Genomic DNA, 26,120 nt, shown 5'->3' on the forward strand with positions numbered 1-26,120 from the left:
GCCATGGACCGCACCGACACCCCCATCGTTTCCTGCCGCGGCGTGACCAAGGCCTACGTCACGGGCAACTCCCTGACCATGGCCCTGCGCGGCGTGGACCTGGACGTCTTCGCCGGGGAGCTCTTCATGCTGGTCGGCCCCTCGGGCTGCGGCAAGACCACGCTCATCTCCGTGATGGCGGGCATCCTGGACCCGGACCAGGGCAGCTGCCGCCTGCTGGGCCGGGACATGAAATCCCTGGAGCAGGACGCCCTGGCGCGCTTCCGGGGGGAGAACATCGGCTTCGTGTTCCAGAACTTCAACCTCGTGCCCTCGCTCACGGTGGAGGAGAACGTCTGCCTGCCCCTGCTCATTGGGGGTGTGTCCAGGCGCGAGGCCTTCGAGGCGGCCCGCGCGCGGCTCGCCGACGTGGGCCTGGAGGGCCGGGGCGCGGATAGGCCCGGGCAGCTTTCGGGCGGCCAGCAGCAGCGCGTGGCCATCGCCCGGGCCCTGGTGCACGACCCAAGGCTCGTGGTCTGCGACGAACCAACCAGCGCCCTGGACCACGCCACGGGCCAAGGCGTCATGGAGATGCTCAAGTCACTTTCGGCCCGGGAAGGGCGCTGCCTGGTCATCGTCACGCACGACCCCAGGATATTCGACTACGCCGACCGCTTCGCCCACATGGACGACGGCCGCATCGAACGCATTCAGGCCGCCGGCGCGGCTCAAGGAGACCGCTCATGAACGTGAGAAACGCGCTGCTGCCGCTGCTCGCCCTGGCCGGGATCGCCCTGGCCGTGGCCGTGGCCCTGCGCACCGCGAGGCCGCAGGACCAGGCCGTCCCGGCGGCCATGCCCGCCCAGGCCCCCTTCGAGGCCTACATAGGCGGGTCCGGGCTGGTGGAGGCCGCCTCCAACAACATCTCCATAGGCGCTTCCGTGGGCGGCGTGGTGCACGAAGTCCATGTGGAGGCGGGCGAAACCGTGGCCGCCGGGCAGCCGCTCTTCCAGACCGACCCGCGCGAGGCCTCGGCCGAGATCGCCGTGAAGGCCGCCACCCTGGAGAAGGCCCGGGCGTCGCTCGCCGAGGCCAAGGCGTCGCTCAAGGACTACGCCACCCAGTACGGCATCGTGCGCGGCGTGACCGACAGGCGCGCCGTGAGCACCGACGAGGTGGAGAAGCGGCGCAACGCCTGGGAGCTGGCCAAGGCCAAGGTGGAGAGCGCCAGGGCCGACGTGGCCGTGGCCGAGGCCGGGCTCGGGGCCGCCAGGACCACCCTGGAGCGGCTTACCGTGCGCGCGCCCATCGACGGCCAAGTGCTCCAGGTGAACGTGCGCAAGGGCGAGTACGCCGCCACGGGCAGCCTCTCCACCCCGCTCCTGCGCCTGGGCGGCATGGCGCGCCCGCGCGTGCGCGTGGACATCGACGAGAACGACGCCTGGCGTTTCGACAAGGCCGGGCGGGCCATGGCCTTCGTGCGCGGCAACCGCGAACTCAAGGCCGAGTTGTGCTTCGAGTACGTGGAGCCCTACATGGTGCCCAAGGCCTCGCTCACCGGGTCGAGCACGGAGCGCGTGGACACCCGCGTGCTGCAAGTGGTCTACAGCTTCGACGCCGCGTCCCTGGCGGCCTTCGCGGGCCAGCAGCTGGACGTGTTCGTGGAGATTCCGCAGGCCCCCAGGGCGGCATCCGCCGGGGGCGCGGGCAGGGGCGGATCGTGAGGCCCGCCGCGATCATCCTCCTGGCCTGCGCCTGCCTTGGCCTGCCCGGCTGCCTGGCCGTGGGGCCCGACTACAAGCGCCCCGTCCTGGACGCGCCAAGCGCCTGGAGCGGGGCCGCCGAAAGCCCCCCCGGACAGCCCGCCCCGGTCCAGGCCCGGACCGCCTGGTGGAAGGGCTTCGGCGACCCCGTGCTGGACCGGCTGCTCGCGGACGCCGTGGCCTCCAACCTGGACGTGGCCCAGGCCAGGGCGCGCATCCTCCAAGCCAGGGCCGAGGCCAAGGTGGCCACGGCCGCCCTGGCCCCCATGCTCACCGCCTCCGGGGCGGCCACCACAAGCTACTCCGACCCGGCGGGCACGGCCACGGGCGAGGCGGCCGAGAACGCGTCCCCGGCCTACCCCGGCACCACCTGGCAGGGCGGGGCCGGGGTCTCCTGGGAGCTGGACGTGTTCGGCGGGCTCAGGCGGCAGCGCGAGCAGGCGCGCGCGAGCCTGGACGCAAGCGTGGAGGACCTGAACGCCACGGTGCTCGCCCTTTTGGCCGACGTGGCCGGGACCTACGTGGACCTGCGCCGGTACCAGACGCTCCTCTACATCGCGCGCCGGTCCGCCCGCTCCCAGGCCGACAACGCTGCCGTGACCCGCGAGCGCTGGCGCATCGGCCTGGTGAGCCACCTGGACGTGTCCCAGGCCGAGGCGCAGCTGGCCTCCACCAACGCGGAGATTCCGGCCAGGCAGGCCAGCGTGAAGGCCTGCCTGCACCGCCTGGGCGTGCTGCTCGGGCGCGACCCTTCCGCGCTCGTGGAGCTCCTCGGCAAGGCCGCGCCCCTGCCCGAGCCCGGCCCGCTCATGGCTGCGGGCCTGCCCTCTGAGCTCCTGGAGCGCAGGCCGGACCTGCGCCGGGCCGAGCGCAGGCTCGCGGCCGCCTCGGCGGCCGTCGGCGCGGCCACGGCCAAGCAGTACCCCTCCTTCGACCTGACCATGGGCCTGGGGCTTCAGGGCAACATGCTGGCGAAATTCCTGGGGCTGGCCAACTGGTACTGGAGCGTGGTCCCGGCCGTGTCCGCCCCGGTCTTCGACGCGGGCAAGTCCCGGGCCGGGGTGGAGAAGAGCCGAGCCGCCTACGACGAGGCCCTGGCCGCCTACCGGCAGGCCTTCCTCACGGCCCTGGAGGAAGTGGAGAACGCGCTCGTGGCCATCTCGGCCCAGCGCAAGCGCGCCGAAAGCCTGGACGAGGCCATCAAGGCCAACGAAACGGCGCTCACACTGGCCAGGGAGCGCTACGCCAAGGGGCTCACGAGTTTCCTGGACGTGCTCTCGGCGGAAAAGGCCCTACTGGAGGCCCAGGAGAACGCCTGCTCCTCCCGGGCCGGGCTCCTCTCGAACATGGTCACGCTCTACAAGGCCCTCGGAGGCGGATGGGCCAGCGGCGAGCTCGGCCGGGCCGGGGACCAGGGCGACGGCGGCGTGGGGGACAAGCCGCGAACATGATATTTTTGAAAGATGAACGTTTGTTCATGATAACTCTTGCCGCACGGGCGCGGCTTGGCTAACTTGCCGAAAACACATTTGAAGGGAGTTCTTCATCATGAAAAAGCTCGTTGCCACCGCCCTGGTTCTCGCCGTTTCCCTGTCCGCCGGAGCCGCTTTCGCCGCCGGCAAGGCCAAGGCCAAGAAGGAAGCCCCCAAGAAGTGGGAGTGCTCCATGGGCGACCAGAAGGTCATGACCGCCTCCATCGACGAATGCCTGAAGAAGGGCGGCATGGTCATGAACTACCCCGGCCCCGGCAAGGACGCCCCCAAGGCCGCCAAGAAGAAATAAGGCCCAAGGCCCGGGTTCGAACTGAAAAAGGCCGGAGCGCTTTCGCGCTCCGGCCTTTCTTTTCGGCGCACCCTTGCGGATGCACCCAGGGCGTAACCCCGCGCGCGTCACGCACCTCAAGTATACAGGGGCCGCGCCTTGCGGCGCATTGAAGCAGCCCCTAAACGACGCCGCGCACACGCAAGAACCCGCGCGGCGCCCCGGCCAACGGACCAGCCCACGCGGCCGCGCTTGCCGGGATTCCATCAAGGGGTGACGCATGACCATACAGACAGCGGCGGACATCCTGCTCTCCACCGTGCTGCCCTTCATTTTGCGCGTCACCGCCATCTACGTGGCCTTCGCCCTGTGCGCGAGCCTGGCCTGCCGGTTCTTAGAGCCCTGCGCGGAGCTCTTCCGCACCAGCGCCGCCAAGACACTGCCCTACTTCCTGATAGCGGCCGCGCTGGCCGTCGTGTCCGGCTGATTCCCCGGAAAAAGGTTTGGCGGCCCCCGCGGGGTGACCGATTCCCCGCGAGAGCCGCCATCGACCGGGAGACAATCCCAGGAGCGGGCCGCCCGGAGGCGGCCCGCATTGCCGTATCAGCCTATTTCAGCAGGTCCGCCAGGAGCTCCACGGTGTGCTTGACCTTCACCGGGGAGCGGTCCTTGTCCAGGCCGCCCTTGATCTGCATGACGCAGCCGGGGCAGTCCATGGCCACCACGGGCGCGCCGCTGTCCTTGATGTTTTTCAGCTTGCGCTCGAGGATGGGCTTGGAGATCTCGGGGAACTTGAGCGAGTACGAGCCGCCCATGCCGCAGCACATGTCGCACTCGAACATCTCCTCGATGTCGTATCCGGCCTTGTCCAGAAGCTCCCTGGGCTCCTTCTCGGCGTGCAGGGTGCGCTTCAGGTGGCAGGAGTCGTGGTAGGTGATCTTGCCCAGGTACTTGCCCTCCTGGAAGGAGAGCTTGCCCTCGTCCACCAGCTGCTTGACGAAGCTGGAGAAGTCCACGGTCTTGGTGGCCAGGCGGCGGGCCTTGGGCAGCATGTCGCGCTGGCCCAGGCTCTCGTAGACCTCGATGAACTCGCTCTTGAGCGCGCAGGTGCAGGTGGGGCAGGCGCTGACCACGTAATCGACTTCCTGCTCCAAGAGGGCGGCGATGTTGTCCGTGGCGTTGCCCGCGGCCACCTCGTAGGCGCCGTTGTAGCGGGCCGGGGCGCCGCAGCAGGTCTGGCCCTTGGGGAAGACCACGTTGTACCCGGCCTTGTTCATGATCTTCACCAGCTTCTCGCCCATCTCGGGGTAGGCGAAGTCGATCAGGCAGCCCGCGTAGAAGGCGACCTTCTTGTTCAGCATGGGCTGGCGGATGGTGTCGAACACGTCGCGGAAGGGCTTGTCCGCGATTGCCGGCAGGCTGCGGAACTCGGAGAGCTCGGAGAGGAACATGGGCAGGTGGCGGATGAAGCCGTCCTTGGCCACCACGCCCTGCACCTTGGAGGCGGCGCGCAGCATGCCGTGGAAGATCTTGCGGTTGTTCACCACCGAGAAGATGGCCTTCTGCGCCAGGCTCTGGCCCTGCTCCTTGGTCAGCCTGCGCCTGATCTCGAGGATCAGCGCCGGGATGTCGATCTGGCCCGGGCAGACCTGCTTGCAGTTGCCGCACTGGATGCACAGGCTCTGGATGTCCTCGCTCTTCTTGAGTTCGTCGAACCAGGCCGTGAGGATGGTGCCGATGCCGCCGGTGTAGACCTTGCCGAACACGTGGCCGCCCACCAGGCGGTAGACCGGGCAGACGTTCAGGCAGGAGGCGCAGCGGATGCACTGGAGGGCCTGCTTGAAGATGGGGTCGCGGGCCATCTCGGTGCGCTTGTTGTCCATGAGGATGATGTGCATGTCCTTCATGGAGCCGTCGTCGTTGGGCGTGGGGCCGGTGATGAAGCTCACGTAGCTGGTGAGCTGCTGGCTGGTGGCGCTTTTGGGCAGGGCGACCAGCACGGGCGCGGCGTCGGCCCAGGTGGGGATCAGCTTCTCCAGGCCCACCACGGCCACGTGGACCTTGGGCAGGCTGGTGGTCAGGCGGGCGTTGCCCTCGTTGGTCACGGTGACGATGGTGCCGGTCTCGGCGATGGCCATGTTGGCCCCGGAGATGCCCATGTCGGCCTGGAGGAACTTCTCGCGCAGCTCCTTGCGGGCCACCTTCACCAGCTTGGGGATGTCGTTGGTGAGGCGCTCGTTGATCTCCTTGCTGAAGAGGTCGGCCACCTCGTCGCGGGTCATGTGGATGGCGGGCATGACCATGTGCGAGGGGGTCTGGCCGGCAAGCTGGATGATCCACTCGCCGAGGTCGGTCTCGTTGACCTGCAGGCCCTGGGCGATGAGGTGCTGGTTGAGGTGGATCTCCTCGGTGGCCATGGACTTGGATTTGACGATGCGCTTGACGCCCTTCTCGCGGCACAGGTTGGCGATGTACTCCTTGACCTGCTGGGGCGAGTTGGCGCGGAAGACCTTGGCGCCGCGCGCGGTGGCGGCCTTGGTGAACTGTTCGGCCAGCTCGTCCAGGTGCTCGGCGGCGTAGCCCTTGATGGCGGCGATGCGCCCGCGCAGCTGCTCGAAGTCGATGCCGTCGTAGGCCTTCTTGCGGGCCACGGCGTAGGCCTCGGAGAAGCGGCCCAGGGCCCCGGTCAGGTTGGCGTTGGTGAGCGCCGAGTCGATGGAGTCCTTGAATTCCTTGGTGGCCATTAGTTGCTTCCTCCCAGGTCGTCGATGCAGACAATGATCAGGCGCTCGGGGCCGTGCACGCCGATGGTCAGCACGCGCTCGATGTCGGCGGTGCGGCTGGGCCCGGATATGAGGGCCAGGTAGGCGGCGTCCTTGGGGTGGACGGTCTCCAGGAGCGCGGGCATGTCGGGCACGATGGCGTCGGTGCCCACGATGGCCAGGTGGATGAACGGCAGCATGGAGGCCAGGCGCTCGGCCACGGCCGTGGAGTTCTGGGCCAGGGTGCCGGTGTTGGCCACGCCCCACTGCATCTGGGTCACGCCGATCCTGGCCTTCTCGGCCATGTCGCGGGTGACGTTGAACTTGAGCCCGGGGTGCTCGGCCACCAGGGCGTCCTTGTCCATGCCCTCAAGGAAGGGGCTGTCCACCCAGACGGCGTAGGCCTGGGGCTGGTCGGCCACGCCCTCCTTGGCGAAGGTCTCTTTGATGAAGGCCAGGGCCTCGCCCTTTCCGGCGAAGCGGTGCACCTCGGCGTTGACTGCCTCGGCCTTGGCTTTGAAAAGGTCGTACATGGTCGGTCCTCCATGGATGTGGGTGGCCGGTCGAACCACCCGTTTGCTCGTCGCGCGCCCGAAAACGTCAAGGGCGCGCCGTGCGAATCGCCAAATACCCCCGTTCGAGGAGAAATTGCATTCATTTTCATCAAACGGCAGGCAGGGCCGCCCAATGGTGCGTTTTCGGGCCTGAAAGGCGCCTGGCAGGGGGCCGGGCGCGCCGCTTCGCTGACCTTGCGCGAATCGAATTAAAAAGTTCTTTTATTATAGCATGTTATGAAATCGCGCAAATGCCGGATGGCGCGATTCCGGGGCCGAACGGCGAAGGTTCGGGGCTGAACGGAGTGCGGGCGGGACTTTTGGGGCAGGCTGCTAGAGGTCGAAGTGGGTCTTGAGGTCCCTGGCGTTGTAGCGGCTGACCAGAATTTCGGAGCGCTCCTTGTCGCTCATGACCAGCTTGTAGCTGCCGCCGGTCCAGGGGATGATCTCGGCCACGTGGTTCAGGTTCACCAGGTGGCTGCGGTGGGCGCGAAAGAAGCCGTGGGGCATCAGGCGCTGCTCCAGCTCCGCGATGGTGGCCTTGGCCGTGTAGCGGCCGTGCACCGCGTGCACGGCGATGCGGCCCTCCTCGCTGGCCACGAAGAAGATGTGCCTGGGCAGCGTGGGCACGATGCGCTCGCCGTCGTAGAGGGGGATGCGCCGCTCCTGGGCGGAGGGCTCCCCCGGGGCCGGGGCCGGGGCGCCCGCGGACGGGCCGTCCGTGCGCAGATACCGCCGGGCCTTGTCCACGGCCTTTTTCAGCCGCTCCAGCGTGAAGGGCTTCAGGATGTAGTCCAGGGCGTCGAGCTCGAAGGCCTTGACCGCGTGCTCCTCGTAGGCCGTGACGAACACCAGCAGAGGCTTCTTCTCCATGTCGCCGAAGAGGTAGGAGAGCTCGAGCCCGGACAGGCCGGGCATCTGGATGTCCAGGAAGACCACGTCCGGCGAAAGCGCCCGCAGCTCCGGCATGGCGGCCGTGCCGCTGGCGGCCTCGCCCACCACGGCCACGCCCTCGATGCGCCCGAGCAGGTGCCTGAGTTCGCGGCGCACCGGGCCTTCGTCGTCGATGATGAAGACAGTCAGGCTCATGGGCGCGGGATGGTGAAGGACACGGTTGCGCCCATGCCCGGGGCGGTCTCGATGCGCAGGCCGTGCTGCGCGCCGTGGATGGCCACGAGCCTGGCGTTGACGTTCCTGAGCGCGAGCCCCGTGCCCTGGGGCGGCACGGCCCCTGGCGTCTCGGAGAGCAGCGAGGCCGCGTGGGCCTGGTCCATGCCCACGCCGTCGTCGCGCACGGAGATGCGCACCACGCCGTTCTCCAGGTGCGCGCCGATGACGATCTCCCCGCCCTCCTCCCTGGGCATGATGCCGTGGCGCAGGGCGTTCTCCACCAGGGGCTGGAGGATGAGCGGCGGCACCAGGCAGTCCAGGGCCTCGGGGGCGATGTCGTAGGTGACCTTGAGGCGCTCCTCGAAGCGGGCGCGCTCGATGGAGAGGTAGTCCTCGCAGTGCTCCAGTTCCTTGGAGAGCGGCACGCTGGCCCCGCCGGGCTTGATGTTCTTGCGGAAGAAGTCCCCGAGCTTCACCAGGAGGTCCGAGGCGGTGTCCGGGTCGGTCCTGATGTAGTGCATGATGGACGTGATGGCGTTGAACAGAAAATGCGGGTTGATCTGGGCCTGGAGCATCTTGATCTCGGCCTCGGTGCGCAGCTTCTTCTGGCGCTCAGACTCCAAAAGAGCCTGTTCTGCCTGCTTCTTGCCCGTGACGTCGCGCACGATGGAGACGATGCACGCCTCCCCGCCGATCTCCACCAGTTCCCCTGAGCGCTCGACAGTGATCACGCCGCCGGACTTCATGCGGTATTGCAGCTCCTGGTTCAAGGTCTTGCCCTGGCGCAGGAAGTCCTCGTCGAGCTCGTAGCGCTCCTTGGGGTTGGCGTAGATGCCTATGTCCATGGAGGTCTTGCCGATGACCTCGGCGCGCGTGAACCCGGTGATGTTCTCGAAGGCGTCGTTGACGTCCACGTAGACCCCGTCCTTCAGGCGCAGGATGGCGATCCAGTCCGGGCTGTGGCGGAAGATGCGCTCGAACTTCTCCTCGGATTCGCGCAGGCTGACCTCGGTCTTCTTGCGGCCCTGGATGTTCACCCACAGGGCCACGAGCATGCCCAGAAGCACCAGGAACGCCCCGCCCACGGCCAGGACCTTGCCCTTGTGCTCCTCGTAGAAGGAGGCCGGGCGGTTGATGAAGACCGTGTCCTCGGGCAGCCCGCCGGGCCAGACGCCGAAGCGCTTGAGCTGCTGGTGGTCGAACATGTAGCGGTTGGGGCTCTCCTTGACCACGGGGATGTCCCCGGCCTTTTCCCCGGACAAGATGCGCAGGACCATCTCGGCGGCCACGCGCCCCTGGTCGAACCCGCTCACCAGGAGCCCGCCCACGATGCCCTTGCCGAGGTAGAAATCCCACACGCCGTAGATGGGCACCTTGGACTGGGCGGCGATGAGCGCGATGGACTCGTCGTAGTCGAAGGCCTTGCCCGCCCTGTCGCGGTTGAAGGTCATGAGCAGGATGATGTCGCCCTGGGACAGGGAGCGTACCTTGGCCAGGAGCTCCTCCATGGTCAGGTCGTCCAGGTAGGTCACGCCGACCTTTTTTTCGAACTCGGGCATGACCTCGGCCAGAATCTTCCTGTTGGCCAGCCCCGTGGAGGTGCGGTCGTTTATCACCACCACGCGGTAGGTGCCCGGATGCAGGGAGAGGGCCGCGCGCAGGGTGCCGCGCACGTCGTAGCCCTCCACCACCCCGGTGAAGGAGCCCCTGTCGGCGGCGAGCATGGCTTCGTCGAAGAAGTTCACCCCGCAGAAGACCACGGGCGTGCCGGGGAAAAGCTCCCCGCGCCTGGAGAGCATGAACTGGAAGGCGTCGTCGTCCGAGGCCAGGACGGCGTCGAAAGGCGTGCGCGCGTAGCGGGCCTTCAGGTGCGCGGCGAAGAGCGCGTCGGACTCGGGCTCGTGCACGCGCTTGGTGTCCATGTACTCGGTGAACACCTCCACGCCCGGCGCGCCGCGCAGCACGGAGGCGATGCCCGCGTCGGTGCTGTCGGTCCAGGCCAGGCCCTTGTGGTAGGAATGCAGGACCAGCACGCGCTTCTTGCCCTCGGCCAACGACGCGCCCGGGGCGGCGAAAAGCGCCAGCAGGAGCGCCAGGAGCGCGGGGAGGTTCAGGAGGCGAAAGGTCATGGCGGGCCCTGGGGAATTGGAATCACCGCGGCCGCCGTATACGGGGCACGGTCCTCACGGGTAGCACGAAACGCCGCGCAAGGGAATGGCGCGGGCCCGGCTTCAGGCGGGGGAGAAGGTCTTGCGGGCCATGAAGCGGGCGAACATGCCCGCCTCGGGGAACTCGGGGTTCAGGGCCAGGGCCTCCTGGAGGGCCTGACGGCAGCGCTCGAAGTCGCCCTTGTCGTAGTAGACCCGGGCCACGTTGAAGAGCAGGTGCTCGTCGGTGCGGTCCATGTCCAGGGCCTTGTTGAAATAGCTGATGGACTCCTCCAGGCGGCCGTTCTTGCGCAGGCGCACGCCGAAGCCGTTCAGGCGCGAGCACTGGGTGAAGCGCGCGGCCCGGCCCCGGCACATGAGCATGTTCAGCACGGCCCTGGCCGCCTTCAGGATGGCCCTGCTCTTGCCCAGGTATTCGGGATCGAAGCGCAGGGGGATCTCCACGGGGTCCACCAGCAGGGCCTTGAGCGCGTCCCACTGGGCGTCGTCGAGCTTGTCCAGGGCGGTGTCGTCGCCTTCGTCCGCCAGGTTCGCGGCCAGGGCGGAGAGGGCGGGCAACGGGTTCTCGCCGTAGTAGAGCGGCTCGGGCGTGAAAGAGCTTATGAGCTCGCTCGCCGGGCATTTGGACTTGAGCCCCGAGGGCAGCCCGTCGGCCCCCAGGGGCTGGCGCTCGAAGGACTCGTCGCCGGTCTGGCGGAAATACCAGTAGGTGACGCCCTTGCGGTCCGCCAGGGTGGCGCCCGCGCCTATCTCCGTGACCTTGCGCAGGGAGTAGACGCCCAGGACGGCGGGGTATGCGGAGTTGTCTGCCATGCTCGCTCCGTGGCGGCCGGGTGCGGCGGCCTCACGCTGCATGACTACCCGCGCGGGCGGACGCGGTCAACGCCGAACCCATGGGGATTTCACGAAAATAAGCGCCCCGGATTCAGTCCAGGGCCGCAGGCAGGATTTCCCTCGTCCGCGCGGCCACGGCGGCCAGCTCGGTCATGAGCGCACGGGCCAGGGGCAAATCCCCCGCGCGCCCGGCCTTTTCCACCAGCAGGGCCTGCCTGGCCACGCCGGAAGCGCCCACCACTCCGGAAGCGCCCTTGAGCGTGTGCGCGGCCATGGCCAGGGCCTTGGCGTCGCCCGCATCTGCCGCCAGGGCGATCTCCTCCAGCCGCCTGGGCAGTTCCGCCAGGTAGAGCTCCACGAGCTTGCGGCCCATGTCCCCCCGGCCGGAGTACTGGCGGGCGATCCAGTCCTCGTCCAGCAGGGGGCCGTCCCCTTCCGTGGCGTGCGGGCCGTGGGGCGGGGCCTCGCCGGGCCCGGCCTTGTCCACCACGCGCGAAAGCGCCCCGAGCAGGGCCTCCATGTCCACGGGCTTGGCCACGTAGCCGTCCATTCCGGCGGCCAGGAAGCGCTCCCGGTCGCCCTTGAGGGCGTGCGCGGTCATGGCAACGATGGGCACCTGGCCGCGCGGCGGCCCCATGGCGCGGATGGCCCTGGTGGCCTGCACGCCGTCGAGTTCCGGCATGGAGATGTCCATGAGGATCACGTCGAAGGCCTGCTTCTCCAGGAGCTCCAGCGCCTCCCTGCCGTTGGCCGCGATGGTCACGCTGTGCCCGGCCTCCTTGAGCAGGGCCTCCATGAAGGTCTGGTTGAGGCGGTCGTCCTCGGCCAGGAGGACGTCCAGGGGGGGCAGCGCGCGCAGCTCGCCCCCGGCGGGCGCATGCTCGCAGGCCTCCCCGGCCCGGCCGGCCAGGGAGGGCTCGAACCCGGCGGTGAAGAAGAACGCGGCCCCCTGGCCCGGCGCGCTCTCCACCCAGATGCGGCCGTGCATCATGGAGACGAGCCTTCGCGAGATGGCAAGGCCCAGTCCGGTGCCGCCGAAGCGCTTGGTGGTGGAGAGGTCGGCCTGGGTGAAGCTGTCGAAGATGGCCTCGAGCTTGTCCGGCGCGATGCCGATGCCCGTGTCGCGCACCGTGAAGAGGAGCCTCTGCTGGCCCGGGGGGGCGCCCTCGGGACGTATGGCCTCGGGCTCCGGCTCCACCCGGCACTCCACGCCCCCCTCGGGCGTGAACTTGATCGCGTTGCCCACCAGGTTCACCAGCACCTGCCGGAGCCTGCCCCTGTCGCCCCTGACCGTCGAAGCGACGCCGGGGGCGGCCTTGAAGTCCAGGCGCAGGCCCTTTTTCTGGGCCTGGGGGGCGAAGGCGCGCATGAGCTTGTCCAGAAGCTCGGGGACGCCGAAGCACTCGCTCTCGAGTTCCATGCGCCCGGCCTCGATCTTGGAGAAGTCGAGGATGTCGCCGATGATCTGCATGAGCGCGGCCCCGGCGTCCATGATGCCTTCCATGAACTCCCGCTGCTCGCCCACGAGCCCGCGCCTGAGCACGAGCCTGGAAAAGCCCAGGATGGCGTTCATGGGGGTGCGGATCTCGTGGCTCATGTTGGCCATGAAGGCGCTCTTGGCCCGGCTCGCGTCCTGGGCGGCCTCCATGGCCCGCTTGAGCTCCTCGCGGATGAGCCTGCTCTCGGTGACGTCGCGGTTGCTGCCGCGCACGCCCATGTACACCCCGCCCACGCCGAAGACGGGCTGGCAGATGTGCTCGATCCAGCGGACCTGGCCGTCGGGCAGCACGATGCGGAAGCTCATCGTGCCCGGTGCGCGCCTGGACATCACGTCCCGATTGTGGCGCGAGAACTCGGCGGCGTCGTCCGGGTGGACGATGCGCTCGAGCAGCCCCGGGTCCTCCATGAACTCCCGGGCGCTGCGCCCGGTGACGCGCTCGCAGGAAGGCGACTGGTAGAGGGCCGCGCCTTCGGGGCCTATCCAGAACTCCCAGTCGTAGGTGTTGTCGGCCACGATCCGGTAGCGTTCGCGGCTCTCGCGCAGGTCTTCCTCGCCCTTTTTGCGCTCGGTGATGTCCGTGATCATGGCCAGTTTGGAGACCGAGCCGTCCCCGTGGAACACCGGCGTCTGGACCACGTAGTACCAGCGGTGGTTGCCGGGGCTCTGGGCCTCCCAGCGCACGGTCTCGCCCTTGAAGACGCGCTCGTTGGCGCACCAGGGGCAGGGGTCGTCCAGGCCGTGCAGGGCCTTGTGGCAGGGCTCCCCCGTGGCGTCGCGGCCCAGGCGCTCGACCATGGCCTTGTTCATGAACTGGATGCGCAGGTCGGCGGAGCAGGTGTAGATCTGGCCGTCGAAGGCCCGGACGATGGCCCGGTATTTCTCCTCGCTCTCGGCCAGGGCTTCCAGCGCCCGGCGGCCGGCGGTGATGTCCTCGTAGGTGCCGAGCACGCCCCGGATGCGCCCCGTGGCGTCCAGCAGCGGGACCTTGCTGGTGCGCAGCCAGATGGTCTGGCCCGTGGGGGTGGTCTGGGGCTCCTCGTAGCCGATGATGGGCTGTCCGGTCTCGATCACCTTGCGGTCGTCGGCCCTGTAGGCCTCGGCCTCGGACGCCCAGGGCATCTGGAAATCGTTCATGCCCGCGATGCGCGAAGGCGAGGAAAGTCCGGCATCGGCCGCGAACTGGCGGTTGCAGCCCAGGTAGGAGAGGTCCCGGTCCTTCCAGAAGACCCGAGCCGGGATGGTGTCCAGGACCTGGGCGAGCATCCGCTCCTGCTCGCCGCCCTGCGGGGCCTGGCCTTCCATCTCGGCGATGCGCCGCCTGGCCCGGGCCAGTTCCTCGAGCAGTTGCTCCCTGGTTTTGTGCGAGTCCATCGATTCCGCCTTTCGCGAGTCCGGTCCATGGGAAGGGACACAGGCCATAGACAAAACATAGCCCCGAGAGGCGTTTTGTGCAAGCCGTACGGAGTCGCGCGGCTACTTCTTGATGGAATTGACGATGGCCCTGTCGAGCCCCTCGTAGGATTCCAGCGTCCGCCTGCGCGCCGCGAAAAGCGCGGCCTGGCGCGCCTCGAACTCCTGGCCCGGGAAGAGCTTGGCCGGATGCAAAAGGATCGAGTCGATGCCGCGCACCGCGCGCGGGACCATGAGCCCGGTGGCCTCGCAGGTCTCCCAATCCTCCAGGCCGCCGCGCAGGATGGACTCGAGGATGTTCAGCGTGTCGCACAGGGCGATCTTGCGGTGGTGCCCGCCCTGCCCCACCCCGCCGGTGTTCAGCAGGTAGCAGTTGATGTGCGGGTTCCACTTGAGGATTTCCTGGAACAGGTGGGCGTGCTCCACGCGGTCCCCGGCCATGAAGGGATCGAAGAAGAACACGCTCTTGGCCTCTGCCTCGGGCGTGGAGGCGGGCTCGAAGGACTGCCCCAGGACCATGAAGGCCGTGGCCTGCCAGGGGGAGAGCTTGGCCACGGCGGGGATGATGTCGCCCCGGGTGATGATGAAGACGTTGTTCACCTCCTGGGCGTCGATGGCGCGGTGGGCGTGCATGAAGTCGCGCCGCTCGATGGCCGCGCGGCCGTTGGAGGTGCGCTGGATGTTGAAGAAATCGAGCGAGCGGTCCTCCTCCACGTGCACGTTCTCCAGGTAGGAGTCGGGCTTCAGGGCGCCGTAGTAGGTCTCGATCTGCTCGCTGGGGGTCAGGCCGTCGGTCTTGGCGTAGATGCCGCCCTGCTCGTAGCCGTGGAAGCTGCCCTGGCGGGTGAGGATGCCGCCGTCGTCCTGGATCAGCCAGGACTCCTCGCCGTTCTTGCGCGCCAGCACCCGGCAGGTGAGCGAGGTCTTGCCGTTGGCCGCCAGGGCCACGAAGAGCGAGGTCTGCGAGTGCATGCCGCCCCTGGCGCTCTCCAGGGTGTCGCGGCGGCAGCCCGCGTGCAGGAAGATGCCCTCCCCGGTGAGCTTGGCGCGCCAGTCCTCGGCGGCGAAGATGCCCTTCTTGAACTCGCCCAGGTGGCTCGAGTTGCGCACGATCTTGATCATGCGCCCGGTTGACGAATGGACCAGGCGGATGGTGATGTCCATCTCGTCGATGGGCAGGCCGAAGTTGCGCTCCCAGGCCTCGTCGTGGAAGTAGATCACCTGGTGCGTGGGCTCGCTCACGTCGTTGAGCCTCGGGCCGAAGAGCTTCATGCCGCCGTAGGCGATGTGCGCGAAGCGCCTGGGCACCATCAGGCGCGCGGTCACGGGCGGGTTGCCCTGGCGCACAAGCACGTCCATGCAGATGAGCTGCTGCTGGGCCAGGGCGTTGCGCGCCTTGGCCAGCAGGGCGAATTCGGGCTGGCCGAAGGGGGAGTCCACGCTGTTCTTGGTGAAGGCCCTGGCCCTTGCCGTGGGCTCGGTGCGCGCCACTATGTTGCCGTAGCGGCTCTCCCGCACCTCCGGGGCCTCCAGGCTGATGCGCCTGAGCCTTTCGGGGCCGGGATTGTGGATGATGCGTTCCTCATCCACCGCCTGGCGGTAGATGTTCCGCGCGGCGATATCGAATTCCTCGAAGATGGGCATGGGAGGCCTCGGCTTGGTTGATTGGGGGCGTCTGGGCATGTACAACATTTCACGAAGTCATGCCAAGGCAAAAGCCGGGTTGCTTTTGCGAATCCGTCGATTTAGTGCGGCGAAAACGGTTGGTTATGCCGCGAGTGCCGGGGAGGTCTCATGATCGTGGTCACGGGAGGGGCTGGTTTTCTGGGCAGCGCCGTCATCTGGAAGCTCAACGAACTGGGTTTCGACGACATCCTGGTGGTGGACAACCTGGGAGTTAGCGAAAAATGGCGCAATCTCGTGAACAGGCGCTTCAGGGACTACGTGCACAAGGACGAGTTCCTGAAAAGCGTGCGGAGCGGCCGGAACCACTACGGGGCCAAGGCCGTGGCGCACCTGGGGGCCTGCTCCGCCACCACCGAGCGCGACGCGGACTACCTCCACGCCAACAACACCCGCTACACGCTCGATCTCTGCCGCTTCTGCCTGGACAACCAGGTCCGCTTCGTGAACGCCTCCAGCGCCGCCACCTACGGCGACGGCTCCCAGGGCTTCGGGGACGGCCCGGAAGGGCTCTCGCGCCTCAGGCCCATGAACATTTACGGCTACTCCAAGCACCTCTTCGACCTGGCGGCCCTGCGCGAGGGCTGGCTTTCGAGCGTGGCCAGCCTCAAGTTCTTCAACGTCTTCGGCCCCAACGAGTACCACAAGGGCGAGATGATGAGCGTTGCCTGCAAGGCCTTCGGGCAGATCAACGAGGCGGGAAAGGTGCGGCTCTTCCGGTCGCACAGGGAAGGAGTGGAGGACGGAGGGCAGCGGCGGGACTTCGTCTACGTGAAGGACTGCGCGGACGTGGTGGCCTGGCTCCTGGAGAACCCGCGCGCCAACGGCGTGTTCAACGTGGGTTCGGGCAGGGCGAGAAGCTTCAAGGACCTGGCCCTGGCGGTGTTCGCAGCCATGGGCAGGCCCGCGGACATCGAATACGTTGACATGCCCGAGGCCATCCGGGACACTTACCAGTATTTCACCGAGGCCCCCATGGAGCGGCTGCGCGCGGCCGGATACGACAGGGCGTTCACGCCCCTGGAGGAGGCGGTGGAGGATTACGTGCGCGGCTACCTGTCAGGGGCGGACAGATACCTCTAGACGGGCAGCCCCGCCTACTTGCGCCGTTTGAAGAGTTTCTCCAGCTCCTTCTTGTCCCAGGTGACCACCACGGGCCTGCCGTGGGGGCAGTAGTCGCGGTCCGGCACCACGCTCCATTCGGCGATGAGCGCCAGGGCCTCGTCGTCGGCCAGGGCGTCGCCCGCCTTGATCGCCCCCTTGCAGCTCATCACCGCCCAGAGGTCCGCCATGCCCTTGGCCTGGCCCGAGAGGACCTCCTTCAGGAACTCCTTGGCCTGTCCGGTGGTCAGCAGCGGAGGGATGCCGCGCACGGCCGTCACCCCCGGCCGCACGGACTCCATCTGGAAGCCCAGGGCCGAAAGCTCGCCCCACAACCCGGTGAGCCTCTTCTGCTCGGCCGGGTGCAGGGCCATCTCGAAGGGGATGGCCAGGGGCTGGCTCTGGCCCTTGGAGTGCGCGGCGCGCATGCGCTCGAAGAGCACCCGCTCGTGGGCCGCGTGCTGGTCCAGGAGCGCGACCCCCTCCCCTGCCAGGCGAAGCACCAGGTAGGTCCCCGCGACCTGGCCCAGGTACTCCACCCCGCCCACGCGCCGCGGCCGCGCGCGCGCCTGCCCGGCCTCCCGGGCCCTCTCCGGCTCCCGCGCGGGTGGCGTCCCGGCCTCGTAGGCGGCCACGGCTTCCCGGGCCGAGTCGCGCAGGGCCGGAGGCTCGTCGAAACGCCTGGGGCGCTGGCTCTGCGGTTGCCCGGCCTCGCCGGGCACCGCGCCGCCCTCGGCGGCCCGGCGCAGGTAGGCCGGGGTGTCGCCCGGGTCGAAGCCCTCCATGCCCGGGCGCGAGGCCAGCCAGTCCGGCCGGACGCCGCCTCCGGACACGGCCAGGGTCCGGGCCTGCCCGCCGGGGCGCGAAAACTCCCGCCCGGGTGCCTCGGGCTCCGCCCCCCCCTCCCGGGAGGACTCGGCCACTTCCGTCAGATACTCCTGGTACGTCGCGTACTTGGGGCCGTCCTGGCCCGCTTCGCGCGCGGACGGGGCCTTGTGGTCCAGCACGCCGCGCATGGCCGCCGAGGGTGCGCCCAGGTCCAGGGCACGGGCCACGGCCGTGCGCACCAGGGTGAAGGCCAGTCCCTCGTCGCGGAAGCGCACCTCGGTCTTGGCCGGGTGCACGTTCACGTCCACCTCGCCGGGGCCGGTCTCGATGAAAAGCGCGGCCACCGGGTACTCGCGCGCGAGCATCCGGCCCTTGTAGGCCTCGCGCACGGCGCGCAGGAGCACCCTGTCCTGCACGGGCCGCCCGTTGACGTAGAAGAGCATCCTGTCCGGCCTGGCCTGGCCCACGTGGGGCAGGCCCGCGAACCCGGCGACGCGAAGCCCGTGCATCTCGGCCTCCACCGGGGTCAGGGCCTGGGCCACGGCCGGGGGCCAGACAACGCCCAGGCGCGAGATCAGGTTCTGGCCGGGCACGAAGCGCAGGGCCACGCGCTCTCCCACGGAAAACTTGAAGCCCGCGTCCAGACGGGAGAGGGCCATGCGCTCCAGGACCTCCTGGCAGCGGCGCACCTCGGTGGGCAGGGATTTCATGAACTTGAGCCGGGCGGGCACGTTGGCGAAGAGATCGCGCACCTCGATGCGCGTGCCCTGGGTCATGGCGGCCGGGCCTTGTTCGCGGGGCTCCCCGAAGTGCACGTCGATGAAGTGCGCGTCGGGCGAGTCCTGGCTTTTGGAGCTCATGCGCAGGCGCGACACCGAGGCGATGGAGGGCAGGGCCTCGCCCCTGAAGCCGAAGGTGGCGATGGACTCGAGGTCCTCCACGGCGGTCAGCTTGCTGGTGGCGTGGCGCGTGAGCGCCAGGCGCATCTCGTCCGGGTCCATGCCCCGGCCGTTGTCCTGCACGAGGATCAGCTCGAGCCCGCCGCCGTCCAGCTGCACCTGGACGCGGTCAGCCCCGGCATCGAGGCTGTTTTCCACCAGTTCCTTGACGACGCTCGAAGGCCGCTCTACCACCTCACCGGCGGCGATCTGGTTCTGAAGGTGGGGCGGCAAGACGCGAATGGTTCGGTAGGAATTCATCGCGGCCAGACTACCCGAACACGAAACTCCCGGCAACGGAGCCGACATGAGCATTCCCTACAACAAGGTCACGGCGGTTATCGAACTGGCCAATATCGTTCATAATTATCATCTGCTGAACGCCGCCTCGGGCGGCGTGGTCCCCGTGATCAAGGCCGACGCCTACGGGCACGGTCTCTCCCAGGTGGCCCAGGTGCTCTCGGCCGAGGGCGCTGAGACCTTCGCCGTGGGCACCGTTGAGGAAGCCGTGGCCCTGCGCGCCACGGGCCACGCCAGGCGCGTGATCGCCCTCTTGGGCCCCGTGGAGGACAGCGAATACCAGGCGCTCTGGGACGCGGGCGTGATCCCCTTCCTGCACGGCTTCGAACAGCTGGACAAGCTGGCCGAGGTCCAGGCGGGGGAGGACGAGGCCATCTCCGTGGCGCTGAAGTTCGACACCGGCATGCGCCGCCTGGGCTTCACCCTGGCCGACGTTCCCGCCGTGGCCGCGCGCCTGAAGGCCATGAAGAACGTGCGCCTGGAATTCGTGAGCTCCCACCTGGCCACGGCGGACGAGCCCGAATCCCAGGCCTACGTGGACCAGCAGGCAGCCGAATTCGCGGCCATCCGCCAGGCACTGGCCGGCGAAGGCCTGACCTCGGCGGCCAGCATCGCCAACTCCGCCGCGATCCTCGGCCACCCGGGCCTGCACCTCGACAACCAGCGCGCGGGCATCGCGCTCTACGGCTGCAACCCCTTCCGCGGCACGCCGCTCGAAGAGGCCGGGCGGGGGCTCAGGCCCGCCATGAGCGTGAAGACGAAGATACTTTCCGTGCACCCGCTGAAAAAGGGCCAGTCCATCAGCTACGGCTGCACCTACACGGCAGCAAAGGACAAGACCGTGGCCGTGGTGGCCGCGGGCTACGCCGACGCCTACAGCCGGGGGCTCTCGGGCAAGGCCTGGATGTGCCTGAAGGGGCGCAGGGTGCCGATCCTCGGGCGCGTGTGCATGCAGATGTGCGCCGTGGACGTGACCAGCGTGGAGAGCGTGCGCCCGGGCGAGGACATCTGGCTCCTGGGCGGTGAGGGCGAGGGCCGGGTCACGCCCGAGGATTTGGCCTCCTGGTGGGGCACCATCACCTACGAGGTGTTCTGCCTGCTGGGGCTGAACAAGAGAGAATACGTCTAGAAGGCCTTTCGTTTGCAGCCCGGGGCGCGGCCAACTGTCCGGCCGCGCCCCGGCGTTTCCGTCCTACCTCGCAGCCTTGGCCCGGGCCTTCTCGAAGGTCACGCAGCGGATGCCCTCCCCGGCGAACCCCGGGCCGTAGCAGGCGTTGTCCGAAACGCACAGGGCCGGGCGGCGGTCGCCGTCGCGCCAGCGCCGCACCAGGCCCGGCTCGCAGATGAGCGGGCGGCACAGGCTGACGTAATCGGCTAGGCCGGAGTCCACCACGCCCTCGGCCACCTCGAATGAGCGTATCCCGCCCACGAGCATGAGCGGCACGCTTAAGCGCGCCTTGACCAGCTTGGCGGCCTCGCGGTGGTAGGCCTCGTCGGCCTGGGAGCGGATCTTCCCCTTGCGCGCGGGCATGAACTTTTCCCCGGCCGCGCGCGAACCGCCGGAGAGCTCCAGCGCGTCGGCCCCGGCCTGCTCGAAAAGCGCGGCCGCCGCCGCGCTGTCCTGGGCGTCCAGGCCCCCTTCCACGAAATCGGCGGAATTGAGCTTCACCAGCACCGGGTAGCCGGGCCCCACTGCCCCGCGCACCGCGCGGATGACCTCCACGGCGGCGCGCGCCCTGTTCTCGATCGGGCCGCCGTAGCCGTCGGAGCGGGTGTTCCAGGCGGGCGAGAGGAACTGGCTCAGGAGGTACCCGTGCGCGGCGTGCACCTGCACGGCGTCGAAGCCCGCGTCCTTCGCGCGCCTTGCCGCCTGGGCGAAGGCTTCCACCACGCGGGCGATGCCCGCCTCGTCCAGGCCGTCGCAAGGCAGCCCCCCTTCAGGGGCGGGAACGTCCACCGGGCCCACGGCGGGCAGCCCGGAGAGCGCGGTGTTGGCCTGGTTGCCCGCGTGGGCCAGTTGCAGGGCGATCCTGCCGCCCTCGCCGTGCACGGCCCTGGCCATGGCGGCAAGCCCCTGCACCTGGGAGTCGTCGTAGGCTCCCAGTTGTTTGAGCCCGGCCTGGCCCTCGCGGGTGACGTAGGCGTGGCCGGAGATGATGAGCCCCACCTGGCCCCGGGCCAGCTCGGCCATGGCCTCGGCGAGCCTCGGGGTCACGGAGCCGTCGGGCTCGGCCAGGCCCTCCCAGGTGGCGGAGCGCACGAAGCGGTTGGCCAGGGTCATGCCGTTTATGGCGGTCTGCTCGAAAAGAACGGACATCGCTTCCTTCCTTTCGCCGCTGCGCGCGGCGGGTGATCTTGGATTCAGGCGGCCTTGTGCGAAAAAAAGAGGGGGCCGAAGCCCCCTCCTACGCTTTTTCGCGTTTCGATCAAGCGCCCGCGCTCAAGCCTTTTTCGCGGCCCGCTTGGCGCGCAGCCAGCCGTACCAGCCGTCCAGGCCCTCGCGGGTCTTGCAGGAGACGCCGAAGATGGTGATGTCCTTGTTCAGGGCGCGCATGAAGCCCCTGGCGCGCTCCATGTCGAAGTCCACGTAGGGCAACAGGTCCACCTTGTTCAGCAGGGAGACCTCGCTCAGGTTGAACATCAGGGGGTACTTCTCGGGCTTGTCGTCGCCCTCGGTCACGGAGAGCAGCGTGACCTTGAAGTCCTCGCCCACGTCGAACTCGGCCGGGCAGACCAGATTGCCCACGTTCTCGATGAAGAGGATGTCCAGCCCCTCCATGTCGATCTGTTTGAGCGCCTCGAGCACCATGGAGCTGTTCAGGTGGCAGCCGCCCTCGGTGTTGATCTGCACGGCCTGCGCGCCCGTGGCGGCCACGCGGCGGGCGTCGTTGTCGGTCTGGAGGTCCCCCTCGATGACGGCCATCTTGAACTCGCCTTTGAGGTCGGCCAGGGTGCGCTCGAGCAGGCTCGTCTTGCCCGCGCCGGGCGAGCTCATGAGGTTGAGCGCCAGGATACCCTTGCCGGCGAACATCTCGCGCAGCTCGGCGGCCAGGCGGTCGTTGGCTTCCAGGACGTTGCGGACCACGGATACTTTCATGTTCACTCCGCCTCGATGTAGTCGATGAAAAGTTCCTTGCCCGCCAGCACGGTGTGCCCGAACTCCTCGCCGCAATGCGGGCAGGGCACGAGCAGGCGGTTGTGCTCCTCCGGGGAGAACTCCCTGGAGCAGACGCGGCAGCGGTAGAGCGCGGGCACACTCTCAAGCTCGAACACGGCCGACTCGAGCGGCGTGCCCACGGTGAGGGCCATGAAGCAGGTGTCCAGGGCCTCGGGCACCGTGTTGGTCAGCGCACCGTGCTTGATCTTGACCCGGATGAGCCTTTGCAGGCCGGTGTTCTGCATTTCCTGCTTGATGATGTCCAGGATGGACTGGGCGATGGACATTTCGTGCATGGCGGTCCCGGTTGTGGCCTAAATGGGGGTGAAACTCAAGAGCGCGGCCCAGGCGATGGCGGGCAGGAAGTTGCCCACCTTGATGCGCGTGAGCCCAAGCAGGTTCACGCCGATGGACATGATCAAAAGCCCGCCCGTGGCCGTGAGCTGCGTGAGCAGTTCCGGCGTGACCACCTCGCGCACCGACCCGGCGGCCAGGGTGATGGCCCCCTGGTAGAGGAGCACCGGCAAGGCCGAGAACATCACGCCCACCCCGTAGGTGGAGGCCAGGGGGATGGACGCGAAGCCGTCCAGGGTGGCCTTGGTCAGGAGGATGGTCGGGTCGTTTCTCAGCCCGTCGTCCAGGGAGCCCAGGATGGCCATGGAGCCCACGCAATAGATGAGCGAGGCCGAGACGAAGCCGTCGGTGAACATGGCGTTGCGCGAGCGGGCCAGGCCCTTGATGCGCTCGCCCAGGGACTCCAGGCGGTCCTCGATGCGCAGGAGCTCGCCCATGATGGCCCCGAGCACCATGCTGAAGACCACCAAGAGCGGCCTGTCCATCTTGAGGGCCATCTGGAGCCCGATGATCAGCACGGAGAGGCCCAGGGCCTGGAAGACGATCTTCTTCACGCTCTCCGGGAAGCGGCCGTGCATGACGATGCCGACGAGGCTCCCGGCGACGATGGCCGCGGCGTTGGCGAGGGTACCCAGGGGCATGTCCATGAGGGGTCCGGTGCTACCAGCTTGGGGCCGCGAGCACAAGCCCGTCTTGACACGGGCACGGGCCTGACCTAGTTAGGAAGGCCTTTTGCCGGGATGGCGGAATTGGTAGACGCAGCGGACTCAAAATCCGCCGGTCGCAAGGCCTTGTGGGTTCGAGTCCCACTCCCGGTACCACTGAAACGGACTTGCCGAGCCACTTCATCCAGCGCCGACCAGGCCGCCGGACCCTTTCCCGGGACGCGCCCCGGCGCGCCGCTTCGGGCGCGGGTGGCGCAGGCCCGGAACCGTTGTTTCAGAGGCCCCCATGACCACCGCTCCCCTTAGACTCGTCACCGGCCGCGCGGCCCGCATCGCGTCCGCCCTGGCCCTCTTGTCCGCCCTGCTCTTCTCCGGGGCGGCCCCCGCCCTTTGCGAAACCATCGTCTTCGAGGGCAAGACCGAGTGCCAGGAAGCCCAGGACGTCTTCTCCCCGCACTCCACCGACGCCCAGAAGAAGGAAGCCCAGGAGATCGAGGCCGCCAGCAGGGCCGAGAACAAGGAGCCTGCCCCGAGCTCGATCTTCGAAGGCAAGATCACCTTCGTCGACATCTTCGTGGACATAGGCACCACCGTGGGCGATTCGCAGCCCCTGGTCGAATACACCCTGCCCAAGGGCGTGATCCAGTACGAGCTCAGCCAGATCGAGACCAGCAAGACCAAGCAGAACATGCACATGCTGGAACAGATCAGGCTCGACCTGCGCAACAGGAAGCGCGACCTCGACCAGACGGTGAACGACTACCGCAACGGCTTCGCCTCCGCCGCCCAGGTGGACGACCTGAGGCAGCAGATCATCGTCCTCCAGAGCCAGGCCAGCACGCTGGAGAGCGTCATCCGCAGCGAGAGCGACTTCGACGCGGCCAAGTTCTCCTCGGCCAAGGCGCGCCTCGGCGTCAAATCCAAGGACCCGTCCAAGTTCCCCAAGACGGGGCTCATCCTCTCGCAGGTGAACGGGCAGGTGCTCTGGAAGAGCCCGGAGCTGATCTTAGGGGGCACCATCTCCAAGTACACGCGCCTGATGCGCGTGGGGAACCTGCGCTCCCTGGCCGTGAAGTGCTGGGTGCCCGAGAAGTACATCGCCCAGGTGAAGACGGGCATGCCCGTCACGGTGACCTTCGAGTCCCAGGGCAACGTTCCCATCCAGGGCAAGGTGGGCAGGATCTCCGGCGGCGGAGGCCTGCTGGCCGACGTGCAGCTGCCCAGCATCTTCCTGGTCTTCGTGGAGATCCCCAACGACGACATGCGCTTCAAGGAAGGCATGCGCGCCCGCGTGACCATGGAGGTCCCGGACTGATCCCGCCCGGGGCTCATACGGCCATCGCCGCGCATGGAAATCCTCGACTGGCTCCCGGCGCTCTTCGCCTCCTCGGTCGTCGCGGCGTACGCGCTGGTGTTCGCGGCCGCGGTGGCGCTCATCGTCTTCCTGCACCGGGGGGATTCCCTCCTCGGCCGCGCCTCCGAACGCCAGGACGCCAAGAAGCGCTCCATACGCGACAAGGCCAGGCACAGACGCGAAACCCTGCTGGCCTCCCGCCAGAAAAAAAACATCAAGGAACTCGCCGCGCTTACACGCCGCGAACTCAAGCAGCGCCGTGACAGCCTGGCCCTGGCTGGTTATCATGAGGCTTTGATGCGCGTCAGCCAATGCGTCAAGAGCCTCGATTTCGAGGGTTTGAGCGCCCTGCACGCCCTCGTTTCCAATACGCCGGAGGACAGGCTCGCCCAGGAGCTGGACGCCTTCCTCCACCAGGAGCCGTAGACCATGGCCGTTTCCGAGAACATCGCCAAGTTCATCTCCAGGATATTCAGCACCGTGAAGACCGAGTCCGCCCAGTGGCAGAAGGAGAACCTTCCGGAGCTGGACAAGCTGCGCCACGAGCGCGAGGTGGCCAAGGTCGAGCTCAAGCAGTCCTTGGAGCGCATGGACATCCGCTTCAAGGAGGAGTGCAACCGCCTGCGCCTGGAGGAAGAACGCCAGACCGCGCAGTTCAAGGAGTTTCTGGACAGCATCGACGAGATGAAGGCCAGCATGCTCGAGTCCTACACGTCCATGCCTCGGCCCATTGCGCTGATGATCCACCACCACGCGGCGGAACTGCTCAAGGAGGCCTGGTTCAGCCAGGACACCCGCGAGCGGATCAGAAACCAGACCCGCTTCACGGACCTGATGCTGACCATCACCGAAGATCTAGCAGCCCTGGACGAGGAGAAAGCCGCCAAGGCCCTGCCGGAGAAGACCCTGGCTTTCATTCAGAACAGGGTGGAGGGCTAGGGAGAAGTCGCCCTGGCGGCTGTTCCAGCAGTACCCACACAACCCGTCGTTCGCGGAGCCCCGGGATCGGCCGACGCGCCCTTTTGGGACTCCATCTTGAAAGTAACTGGCCACGTTCACTTTTACATACCGTAGATGTAACAGTGACCGTGGCCAGGACGCTCGCAAGGCGTCATGCCAACAAGGATAGAAGCATTCTGCTTGGCACCACGACGTGCAAAGAGACAATGCTTCTACCCTATTAAGCAATCATTTCGAAATTGCTAATGCGGCTTCAACAAGTTGTTTTTGGTAATTTTCAATCTCTGAAACCGTATTCCTATTCACGCTGGCATTTTTCCCACTAGCAGAAACACCTGCAAGTGACGCAAAAACGATGGGCGCGAAAAATCCAAGCATCCCGCCACCTGCACCGAAAAGATTACCCAGGAGGATGGCTCCAAATATAGCCCCCAGGACAGCAAGAAAGACATATCCGCCCTTCGAAAAAGCAGGAGTAAGTTTGTAGTATCGCCCCAACTCATCAGGCATGGTGATTGGCTGCATCTTGCGTGTTGAGAGGTTGATAAAAATGAACTTATACCCTCCTTCTTTCTTTGACTTATCAAAAACAGATATCAAAATCACTTTGTGTCCAGATCTCGCGGAAATTTCTCCTGGGATTATCCATTCTTCTTCAGATCCGTCCTGCAACTTCACCCACAACTTTGTTTTCGTATACGTTGAGGAGCTGATCGATATCCCAGCAGTGCTACCAGTCACTCTTCCTTGTAAATCCGTTGAAACGCTTCCATGCCCGCCACTGCCGCTAATTGTTGTCTCAGAGTGCGTGCTTACTTCCAGAACCTCGCCCAGTATAAAAAGAGGCACCAAGGTCATTCCTGCGACAGTAAACTCAAGATTACCATTCTCACTCTGTTCAATGGACACGAAGACATCCCCTTTGTGTTTGCGATTAA

23 protein-coding genes and 1 tRNA gene are annotated in these 26,120 nt (G+C 67.3%); 11 read left to right on the forward strand and 13 right to left on the reverse strand.

From position 1 onward, the window contains the following. The first annotated feature begins 3 nt into the window (after window positions 1-3). The 5 genes from ACZ5V4_RS03175 to ACZ5V4_RS03195 all read left to right on the forward strand — a co-directional run bounded on the left by ACZ5V4_RS03175 (window position 4) and on the right by ACZ5V4_RS03195 (window position 3,990). On the forward strand, window positions 4-726 hold the full coding sequence (locus ACZ5V4_RS03175) for an ABC transporter ATP-binding protein (RefSeq protein WP_464316730.1): 723 nt from the start codon (window positions 4-6) through the stop codon (window positions 724-726). Then, complete coding sequence (locus tag ACZ5V4_RS03180) at window positions 723-1,703, forward strand: efflux RND transporter periplasmic adaptor subunit (protein ID WP_464316731.1); 981 nt, start codon at window positions 723-725, stop codon at window positions 1,701-1,703. Before ACZ5V4_RS03175 ends, ACZ5V4_RS03180 begins: the two co-directional genes overlap by 4 nt. Beyond that, window positions 1,700-3,193: an efflux transporter outer membrane subunit gene (locus ACZ5V4_RS03185; RefSeq protein WP_464316732.1), complete on the forward strand. Its 1,494-nt coding sequence runs from the start codon at window positions 1,700-1,702 to the stop codon at window positions 3,191-3,193. The genes ACZ5V4_RS03180 and ACZ5V4_RS03185 overlap by 4 nt, the downstream gene beginning before the upstream one ends. A gap of 97 nt (window positions 3,194-3,290) precedes the next feature. Next, window positions 3,291-3,524: a hypothetical protein gene (locus tag ACZ5V4_RS03190; protein ID WP_464316733.1), complete on the forward strand. Its 234-nt coding sequence runs from the start codon at window positions 3,291-3,293 to the stop codon at window positions 3,522-3,524. Between the two features lie 259 nt (window positions 3,525-3,783). Next, window positions 3,784-3,990 (forward strand): hypothetical protein, encoded by a 207-nt coding sequence (locus ACZ5V4_RS03195; RefSeq protein ID WP_464316734.1) that lies wholly within the window; start codon window positions 3,784-3,786, stop codon window positions 3,988-3,990. A 121-nt stretch (window positions 3,991-4,111) separates the two neighbouring features. Here ACZ5V4_RS03195 and ldhH read toward each other — a convergent pair whose 3' ends face one another. The 7 genes from ldhH to ACZ5V4_RS03230 form a co-directional block, all read right to left on the reverse strand. Further along, window positions 4,112-6,247: an L-lactate dehydrogenase (quinone) large subunit LdhH gene (gene ldhH, locus ACZ5V4_RS03200; RefSeq protein ID WP_464316735.1), complete on the reverse strand. Its 2,136-nt coding sequence runs from the start codon at window positions 6,245-6,247 to the stop codon at window positions 4,112-4,114. Continuing rightward, complete coding sequence (locus tag ACZ5V4_RS03205) at window positions 6,247-6,798, reverse strand: LutC/YkgG family protein (RefSeq protein ID WP_464316736.1); 552 nt, start codon at window positions 6,796-6,798, stop codon at window positions 6,247-6,249. Before ACZ5V4_RS03205 ends, ldhH begins: the two co-directional genes overlap by 1 nt. Window positions 6,799-7,152: 354 nt before the next feature. Beyond that, window positions 7,153-7,908, reverse strand: coding sequence for a LytR/AlgR family response regulator transcription factor (locus ACZ5V4_RS03210; protein ID WP_464316737.1), 756 nt, complete (start codon window positions 7,906-7,908; stop codon window positions 7,153-7,155). Then, window positions 7,905-10,058: an ABC transporter substrate binding protein gene (locus ACZ5V4_RS03215; RefSeq protein WP_464316738.1), complete on the reverse strand. Its 2,154-nt coding sequence runs from the start codon at window positions 10,056-10,058 to the stop codon at window positions 7,905-7,907. The genes ACZ5V4_RS03210 and ACZ5V4_RS03215 overlap by 4 nt, the downstream gene beginning before the upstream one ends. A 102-nt stretch (window positions 10,059-10,160) precedes the next feature. Then, window positions 10,161-10,910, reverse strand: coding sequence for a tetratricopeptide repeat protein (locus tag ACZ5V4_RS03220; RefSeq protein ID WP_464316739.1), 750 nt, complete (start codon window positions 10,908-10,910; stop codon window positions 10,161-10,163). Window positions 10,911-11,022: 112 nt separating this feature from the next. After that, entirely contained in the window at window positions 11,023-13,803 is a 2,781-nt protein-coding gene (locus ACZ5V4_RS03225) for a PAS domain-containing hybrid sensor histidine kinase/response regulator (protein WP_464316740.1), read from the reverse strand. A 102-nt stretch (window positions 13,804-13,905) separates the two neighbouring features. Continuing rightward, on the reverse strand, window positions 13,906-15,486 hold the full coding sequence (locus ACZ5V4_RS03230; protein WP_464316741.1) for a phosphoenolpyruvate carboxykinase (ATP): 1,581 nt from the start codon (window positions 15,484-15,486) through the stop codon (window positions 13,906-13,908). A gap of 150 nt (window positions 15,487-15,636) precedes the next feature. Between ACZ5V4_RS03230 and rfaD the strand changes: the two genes are divergently transcribed. Further along, on the forward strand, window positions 15,637-16,608 hold the full coding sequence (rfaD, locus tag ACZ5V4_RS03235) for an ADP-glyceromanno-heptose 6-epimerase (RefSeq protein WP_464316742.1): 972 nt from the start codon (window positions 15,637-15,639) through the stop codon (window positions 16,606-16,608). A gap of 14 nt (window positions 16,609-16,622) precedes the next feature. On the opposite strand, the gene mutL is transcribed toward rfaD, so the two are convergent. Next, window positions 16,623-18,653, reverse strand: a complete 2,031-nt coding sequence (gene mutL, locus ACZ5V4_RS03240) for a DNA mismatch repair endonuclease MutL (protein WP_464316743.1) — start codon at window positions 18,651-18,653, stop codon at window positions 16,623-16,625. 46 nt (window positions 18,654-18,699) lie between these two features. On the opposite strand from mutL, the gene alr reads away from it, so the two are divergent. After that, window positions 18,700-19,821: an alanine racemase gene (alr, locus tag ACZ5V4_RS03245; protein WP_464316744.1), complete on the forward strand. Its 1,122-nt coding sequence runs from the start codon at window positions 18,700-18,702 to the stop codon at window positions 19,819-19,821. Between the two features lie 63 nt (window positions 19,822-19,884). Here alr and ACZ5V4_RS03250 read toward each other — a convergent pair whose 3' ends face one another. The 4 genes from ACZ5V4_RS03250 to ACZ5V4_RS03265 all read right to left on the reverse strand — a co-directional run bounded on the left by ACZ5V4_RS03250 (window position 19,885) and on the right by ACZ5V4_RS03265 (window position 22,850). Continuing rightward, a complete protein-coding gene (locus ACZ5V4_RS03250; RefSeq protein WP_464316745.1) occupies window positions 19,885-21,009 on the reverse strand; it encodes an NADH:flavin oxidoreductase in 1,125 nt (374 codons plus the stop codon). A gap of 123 nt (window positions 21,010-21,132) precedes the next feature. Beyond that, window positions 21,133-21,789 carry a hydrogenase nickel incorporation protein HypB gene (gene hypB / locus ACZ5V4_RS03255; protein WP_464316746.1) on the reverse strand — a complete coding sequence of 219 codons (657 nt, stop codon included), beginning with the start codon at window positions 21,787-21,789 and terminating at the stop codon, window positions 21,133-21,135. Window positions 21,790-21,791: 2 nt separating this feature from the next. Continuing rightward, window positions 21,792-22,145, reverse strand: a complete 354-nt coding sequence (locus ACZ5V4_RS03260) for a hydrogenase maturation nickel metallochaperone HypA/HybF (protein ID WP_464316747.1) — start codon at window positions 22,143-22,145, stop codon at window positions 21,792-21,794. An 18-nt stretch (window positions 22,146-22,163) separates the two neighbouring features. Further along, window positions 22,164-22,850, reverse strand: coding sequence for a DUF554 domain-containing protein (locus tag ACZ5V4_RS03265; RefSeq protein WP_464316748.1), 687 nt, complete (start codon window positions 22,848-22,850; stop codon window positions 22,164-22,166). Window positions 22,851-22,937: 87 nt separating this feature from the next. Between ACZ5V4_RS03265 and ACZ5V4_RS03270 the strand changes: the two genes are divergently transcribed. From ACZ5V4_RS03270 to ACZ5V4_RS03285, 4 genes are all read left to right on the forward strand, one after another. Beyond that, a tRNA-Leu gene (locus ACZ5V4_RS03270) sits at window positions 22,938-23,024 on the forward strand. 130 nt (window positions 23,025-23,154) lie between these two features. Then, window positions 23,155-24,183, forward strand: a complete 1,029-nt coding sequence (locus tag ACZ5V4_RS03275) for an HlyD family secretion protein (protein WP_464316749.1) — start codon at window positions 23,155-23,157, stop codon at window positions 24,181-24,183. Window positions 24,184-24,216: 33 nt separating this feature from the next. Then, window positions 24,217-24,648, forward strand: a complete 432-nt coding sequence (locus ACZ5V4_RS03280) for a hypothetical protein (protein WP_464316750.1) — start codon at window positions 24,217-24,219, stop codon at window positions 24,646-24,648. A gap of 3 nt (window positions 24,649-24,651) precedes the next feature. Next, window positions 24,652-25,161 (forward strand): hypothetical protein, encoded by a 510-nt coding sequence (locus tag ACZ5V4_RS03285; protein WP_464316751.1) that lies wholly within the window; start codon window positions 24,652-24,654, stop codon window positions 25,159-25,161. 249 nt (window positions 25,162-25,410) lie between these two features. Here ACZ5V4_RS03285 and ACZ5V4_RS03290 read toward each other — a convergent pair whose 3' ends face one another. Beyond that, window positions 25,411-26,091, reverse strand: a complete 681-nt coding sequence (locus ACZ5V4_RS03290; protein ID WP_464316752.1) for a hypothetical protein — start codon at window positions 26,089-26,091, stop codon at window positions 25,411-25,413. Window positions 26,092-26,120: the final 29 nt, after the last annotated feature.

Source organism: Fundidesulfovibrio sp. YSD1, assembly GCF_055397115.1.